Raw genomic sequence first — 6,510 nt, forward strand, 5'->3', positions numbered from 1 at the left:
CCCCACACCCCAGAGAGACACCAATGTCGGCTCCGCCCCTCTTCCGCCTGGTCGGCGAGCGACGGGTGGTCGTGGTGCGTGACGCCGCCGCGGTCTGGCGGGTGCTCGACGACGACCCGGTCGGGTCGTGCATGGTCGCGGCCCGGGTCGCCGACCACGGCGTTGACCCCAATTCGATTGGCGGAGAACTGTGGACGCGCCGCGGCGCGGACGAGTCGCTGTGCTTCGCCGGCGCCAACCTGATCCCGCTGCGCGGCGCGCCGGCCGACCTGAACGCGTTCGCCGACGAGGCGCTTTCCGGGGCGCGCCGCTGCTCCTCGCTGGTCGGCCGGGCCGACCTGGTGCTGCCGATGTGGGAGCGCCTGCAGTCGGGCTGGGGTCCCGCGCGCGACGTGCGCGACAACCAGCCGTTGATGGCGCTGAGCACCCATCCCAGCTGCGAGATCGACCCCGAGGTGCGCCAGGTGCGGCCCGACGAGTTGGACGCCTACCTGGTGGCGGCGGTCGACATGTTCATCGGCGAGGTGGGCGTGGACCCGCGGATCGGTGACGGCGGGCGGGGTTACCGGCGCCGGGTCGCCAGCCTGATCGCCGCCGGGCGTGCCTGGGCCCGTTTCGAGCACGGCGAGGTGATCTTCAAGGCCGAGGTCGGGTCGCAGTCGCCGGCCGTCGGGCAGATCCAGGGCGTCTGGGTGCATCCCCAGTGGCGCGGCCTGGGCCTGGGCACCCGCGGCACCGCCATGCTGGCCGCGGTGATCGTCGCCGGCGGGCGCACGGCCAGCCTCTACGTGAACGACTTCAACACGGTGGCCCGCGCCGCCTACGCCCGCATCGGCTTCGAGGAAGTCGGCACCTTCGCCACGGTCCTGCTGGACTGAGCGCGAGCAGACGCAGAAGCCCCCTATAACGCCGGTTTTTGGGAGCCTTTGCGTCTGGTCGCCCGAGCAACGGGCGTTTCATATCACGGTTCGGTCTCGGTGTGTCTGCGCCGGTGTCCCGGTCGGATTTCTTAACATCTGTACCGATGGCAACTCGAATAACTCTGGCCTCAGCTGTTTCGGTCCTGCTCGTCGCAGGCCTGGCCGTGTCGGGGTGCACCCAGCGGCCAGAGGGCCCGGGCCCGACCGCCGAGAAGTTCTTCCGCGCGCTGTCCGTCGGCGACACCGTCACCGCCGCCGAGCTCAGCGACAATCCCAACGAAGCCCGCCAGGCGCTCAACGCCGCGTGGGCGGGCCTGCAGACGACCCACCTGGACACGCAGTTGCTCAGCTCGAAGTACGCCGAGGACACCGGGACGGTCAACTACCGGTTCACCTGGCACCTGCCCAAGAACCGGACCTGGAGCTATGACGGCCGGCTGAAGATGGCCCGCGACGAGGGGCGTTGGCAGGTGCGCTGGACCGCAACCAACGTGCACCCCAAGCTCGGCGAGCACCAGACGTTCGCGCTGCGCGCCGACCAGCCGCGGCGCGCCTCGGTCAACGAGCTCGGCGGCAGCGACGTGCTGGCGCCGGGCTACCTGTATCACTACACGCTGGACGCCACCAAGGCCGGGCCCGCGCTGAGCGCCACCGCGCACGCGGTGGTGGACGTGCTGCGCCCCTTCAACCCGGCCCTGGACGTGCTCAACGACCCGCAGCTGCTGGCCGAGCGGGCAAGCTCGGCGACCGAGCCGCTGGACCTGGGCGTCACGCTGCATCCCAACGACAATGACCGGGTGGCGCCGGCGATCGGACACCTGCCCGGCGTCGTCGTCACGCCCCAGGCGGACATGCTGCCCACCGACCCGAATTTCGCGCCCGCGGTCATGGCGGAGGTCAAGAAGTCCGTGATCGACCACCTCGACGGCCAGGCGGGCTGGCGGGTGGTCAGCGTCAACCAGAACGGCGTCGACGTCGAGGTGCTCAACGAGGTCGAAGGATCCCCGGCGCCGTCGGTCTCGATCACCCTGGACCGGATCGTGCAGAACGCCGCCCAGCACGCGGTGGACACCCGCGGCGGCAAGGCGATGCTCGTCGTGATCAAGCCGTCGACCGGGGAGATCCTCGCGATCGCCCAGAACGCGGGGGCCAACACCCAGGGCCTGCCCGCCACCATGGGCCTGTACCCACCGGGGTCGACGTTCAAGATGGTCACGGCCGGCGCCGCCGTCGAGCGCGACATGGCCACGCCCAACACGATGCTGGGTTGCCCCGGCAAGATCGACATCGGACACCGCACCATCCCCAACTACGGCGGTTTCGACCTGGGCGTGGTCCCGCTGGCCCGGGCGTTCGCGAGCTCGTGCAACACCACGTTCGCCGAACTGAGCAGCAAGCTGCCGCCCCGCGGCCTGTCGCAGGCGGCACGCAGCTACGGGATCGGCCTCGACTACCAGGTGGACGGCCTCACCACGGTGACCGGTTCGGTGCCGCCGACGGTGGACCTGGCCGAGCTCACCGAGGACGGCTTCGGCCAGGGCAGGGTGCTGGCCAGCCCGTTCGGCATGGCCCTCGTGGCGGCCACGGTGGCGGCCGGGAAGACCCCGGTACCGCAACTGATTGCCGGTCACCCGACGACCGTCGACGGCGAGAACACGCCGATCTCGCCGAAGATGGTCGAAGCGCTGCGCCCGATGATGCGGCTGGTGGTGACCAACGGCACCGCCAAGGAGATCGCGAACTGCTGCGGCGAGGTCTACGGCAAGACCGGGGAAGCCGAGTTCGCGGGCGGCTCGCATTCCTGGTTCGCCGGGTACCGTGGCGACCTGGCGTTCGCGGCGCTGATCGTCGGGGGTGGCAGTTCGGAATACGCCGTGCGGCTGACGAAGGTGATGTTCGAGTCGCTGCCGCCGGGCTACCTGGCCTGATTCGGTTCGGCGCGGGCCCGGCGCACATCAGCGGGTAAATTTGCGGTCATGACGGACAGCGGTGGGGACATGGTGTCTCCGACGTCGCTGCGGGTCTCCGACGCGGACCGCAACGGCACGATGCGGCGGCTGCACAACGCGGTTGCGCTCGGGCTGATCGATATCGACGAGTTCGAACAACGCTCCTCGCGGGTCTCCTACGCCCGCACCCGAAACGAGCTGGATGGGCTGGTCGACGACCTGCCCGGCCCCGGCACCATCGTCACGTCCGCCGCCGACCGCATGGAGTTGCGCGGTTGGGTCGGCTCGCTCAAGCGCCAGGGCGAATGGACCGTGCCTACGCATTTGGCGCTGGTGCGCCGCGTCGGCTCGATCGACCTGGACCTGACCAAGGCGCGTTTCGCCGGGCCGGTGGTGGTGATCGAGCTCGACATGAAGTTCGGTTCGCTGGACCTGCGGCTGCCGGACGGCGCCAGCGCCTCGATCGACAACGTCGAGGTGTATGTGGGCAGCGCCAGCGACCGCCGCAAGGATCCGCCGGCGGATGGCACGCCGCACGTCGTGCTGACCGGCCGCGTGACGTTCGGTTCGGTGATTATCCGGGGACCGCGCCGCTCGATCCTGCGCCGCCAGCTACCCTGACCGGCCGCCCACTGCAGGTCGCAACCCGTAAGCTAGCGGGATGCCCAGTCGCACCGCGCTTTCTCCCGGCGAGCTGTCTCCGACACTGCCGGTGCCCAGGTCGATCGAGCGTCCGGAGTATGTCGGGAAGCGGACGGCGCAGGAGGGCACCGAGCCGTGGGTGCAGACGCCCGAGGTGATCGAGAAGATGCGCGTCGCCGGCGGTATCGCCGCCCGGGCGCTGCAGGAGGCGGGCAAGGCCGTCGCGCCCGGCGTCACCACCGACGAGCTGGACCGCATCGCGCACGACTACATGGTCGACCACGGCGCCTACCCCTCAACCCTGGGCTACAAGGGCTTCCCGAAGTCGTGCTGTACCTCGCTGAACGAGGTCATCTGCCACGGCATCCCCGACTCGACGGTGATCGCCGACGGGGACATCGTCAACATCGATGTCACCGCCTACATCGACGGCGTGCACGGCGACACCAACGCGACCTTCCTGGCCGGTGACGTCGCGGAAGAGCACCGGCTGCTGGTCGAGCGGACCCGGGAGGCCACGATGCGCGCGATCAACGCCGTCAAGCCCGGGCGGGCGTTGTCGGTCGTCGGCCGTGTCATCGAGTCGTATGCAAATCGGTTCGGGTACAACGTGGTTCGTGACTTCACGGGCCACGGCATCGGCACCACCTTCCACAACGGGCTGGTGGTCCTGCACTACGACCAGCCCACGGTCGCCACGATCATGCAGCCGGGGATGACGTTCACCATCGAGCCGATGATCAACCTCGGCAGCCTGGACTACGAGATCTGGCCCGACGGCTGGACGGTGGTCACCAAAGACCGCAAGTGGACCGCACAGTTCGAGCACACGCTGCTGGTGACCGAAACGGGTGTCGAGATCCTCACCTTGCCGTAACCTTTCCCCGCGAGCAGTCGCAAAAGCCCCCATTTCCGGCCGAAAATGGGGGCTTTTGCGTCTGCTCGCCGGGGTGGGCTCGCGGGGCAGGGGCCACGCTTCGATGTGGATTCATCTGCCGACGCCCCATCCGCGTCCAGCGCCCACCCCCGCCGGTGCGACGCGGGGACGTCGACGCCGTCGCCGTCGTCGGCAGGCCCGGCGGACCGGAGCCCCGGGTCGCGCCGGCGGCTCCCCGCGCCCCGAATCCCTTGCGCAGCAGTCGGTTCACCCAAGCGACCCGCGGCCGCGATCGTCGGGTCACGCTGGGCGCTCAGCGGCGCATGGCATTTGCCGCAACTCGCCGCCGCACATCCGGCGCATCGATTTCCCCTCGCTGGCGCCGGGCCATTATCAATTCATAACGCGTCGCTCGACGGTCTCGAATTCGCCCGCGAAATTCGTTCTCGGCGGATTTGCTCGGCGCGGCGGAAAGCCACGGCGACGACGGCCCGCCGATGGCGCCGCACCGGGCGGCCGTGACGGCGCTGCCACCCGATGGCGCAAATCCCCAAATATCGTTGGCGGACAACGCGAAAAGCATCGCCGAGTCCCGCCGGTCCGGGGCGTGCCCGACCGGCCGCGGGCACGCACCCGCGCACCGGTGGAAAGGCGGTGCGCGCGCGCTTTGCTGCCCGGGTGTTTGGTGCAGCTTCGATGACTTTCCCGCAAAACGCCAAGTATTTGGACAAAGATCGGTAGCGTCCACGCTGTCGGGCTGCGTAAACGACGACCGGTCGAGGGGTTGCTACGCGTGTCGTCGTTGCTGGGAGGCATACATGTCGAGTGTGGTCACTGAGTTGACCCATGGCCGCCTTGGTTGGCGCCGACGACATGCCGCCCCGCGTGACCACTGCGGCCACCAGGCACATTCCCCGGTCCGGGGGTGGCCGGGGTGGTGAATTTTGCGGTGTTGCCGCCGGAGGTGAATTCGGCGCGGTTGTTTGCTGGTGCGGGGTCGGGGCCGTTGTTGGTGGCGGCGGCGGCGTGGGATGGGTTGGCGGAGGAGTTGGGGGCGGCGGCGTCGTCGTTTGGGTCGGTGGCGTCGGGTTTGGTGGGTGGGGGGTGGGAGGGTCCGTCGTCGGTGGCGATGGCGGCGGTGGCGGTGCCGTATGTGGGGTGGTTGAGTGCGGCGGCGGTGAAGGCGGAGGGGGTGGCGTCGCAGGCGCGGGTGGCGGCGGGGGCGTTTGAGGCGGCGTTGTCGGCGACGGTGCATCCGGTGGTGTTGGCGGCGAATCGGGCTCGGTTGGTGGCGTTGGCGGTGTGCAATGTGTTTGGGCAGAACACGCCGGCGATTTTTGATGCTGAGTCGGAGTATGAGGCGATGTGGGCGCAGGATGTGTCCGCGATGTCGGGGTATCACGTGGGGGTGTCTGCGGTGGCGTCGTTGTTGACGCCGTGGCAGAGCTCGTTGCAGGGGTTGACCAGTCGGGTGACCAGCGCGCTGGTCGGCGGTGGCGGCGGGACGAGTGGCAGCGCCGCGGCGGCGAGCGTGTCGGACGGCACCCCCGGCACGACGGCCACGCCGACCACGACGCCTTCGACGACCACCACGTCTCCGTCGACCACGACGACGACGACCACGACGGCGACGAACGCCAATGCGGGCGCGGCGAGCCTGGTCAGTAACAGCGCGGCCACCACCGTGACGACGGCGACGACGGCGAACTCGGGCAGCATCACTCCGGCGGTGAGCAGCCTGGCCGCGGGCACCCCGCTGGCGGCCGCCCCAGCCGCCGGCGGCACGAGCACCACGACCACGACCGCCTCCACCACGACCACGACCGCCTCCACCACGACCACCGGGTCCACGACCGCCTCCACCACAACCACCGGCGGCGCCGCCACAACGCTCGCCGTCGGCGGGCCACCGGACGCCAGCGCGGTCAGCGCCCTCACCGCCGCGCCGCCCGCCGGCGGGTCAGCGCCGGCCAGCACGGCCGCGAACAGCCTCGCCAGCACGCTGACACCGGGCTCCGGCAACCAGGGCAGCAATACCGGTTCGGGCAACCAGGGGACCGGAAACTCCGGCAGCGGCAACCAGGGTGATACCAACACCGGCAGCGGCAACATCGGCAGCGGC

Annotated in this window: 5 protein-coding genes and 1 pseudogene; 5 read left to right on the forward strand and 1 reads right to left on the reverse strand. The window is 70.0% G+C overall.

Annotated features, from left to right (window positions below; all coding sequences use genetic code 11):
• Positions 1-23 precede the first annotated feature (23 nt).
• The 5 genes and pseudogenes from AC5Y5V_RS27275 to AC5Y5V_RS27295 form a co-directional block, all read left to right on the forward strand.
• Positions 24-878, forward strand: coding sequence for a GNAT family N-acetyltransferase (locus AC5Y5V_RS27275; RefSeq protein ID WP_499941400.1), 855 nt, complete (start codon positions 24-26; stop codon positions 876-878).
• A gap of 146 nt (positions 879-1,024) precedes the next feature.
• On the forward strand, positions 1,025-2,848 hold the full coding sequence (locus tag AC5Y5V_RS27280) for a penicillin-binding transpeptidase domain-containing protein (protein ID WP_499941403.1): 1,824 nt from the start codon (positions 1,025-1,027) through the stop codon (positions 2,846-2,848).
• Positions 2,849-2,896: 48 nt separating this feature from the next.
• Positions 2,897-3,490 carry a DUF1707 SHOCT-like domain-containing protein gene (locus AC5Y5V_RS27285; RefSeq protein WP_499941405.1) on the forward strand — a complete coding sequence of 198 codons (594 nt, stop codon included), beginning with the start codon at positions 2,897-2,899 and terminating at the stop codon, positions 3,488-3,490.
• Between the two features lie 40 nt (positions 3,491-3,530).
• Positions 3,531-4,388 (forward strand): type I methionyl aminopeptidase, encoded by an 858-nt coding sequence (gene map / locus AC5Y5V_RS27290; protein WP_499941407.1) that lies wholly within the window; start codon positions 3,531-3,533, stop codon positions 4,386-4,388.
• 934 nt (positions 4,389-5,322) lie between these two features.
• Positions 5,323-5,883, forward strand: a pseudogene (locus AC5Y5V_RS27295) (PPE family protein); the annotation flags it as partial.
• Here AC5Y5V_RS27295 and AC5Y5V_RS27300 read toward each other — a convergent pair.
• A partial coding sequence (locus AC5Y5V_RS27300) for a hypothetical protein (protein WP_499941413.1) occupies positions 5,787-6,510 on the reverse strand: 724 nt, incomplete at its 5' end. The pseudogene AC5Y5V_RS27295 and the gene AC5Y5V_RS27300 overlap by 97 nt on opposite strands.

This window comes from Mycobacterium sp. NGS68 (genome assembly GCF_059812195.1).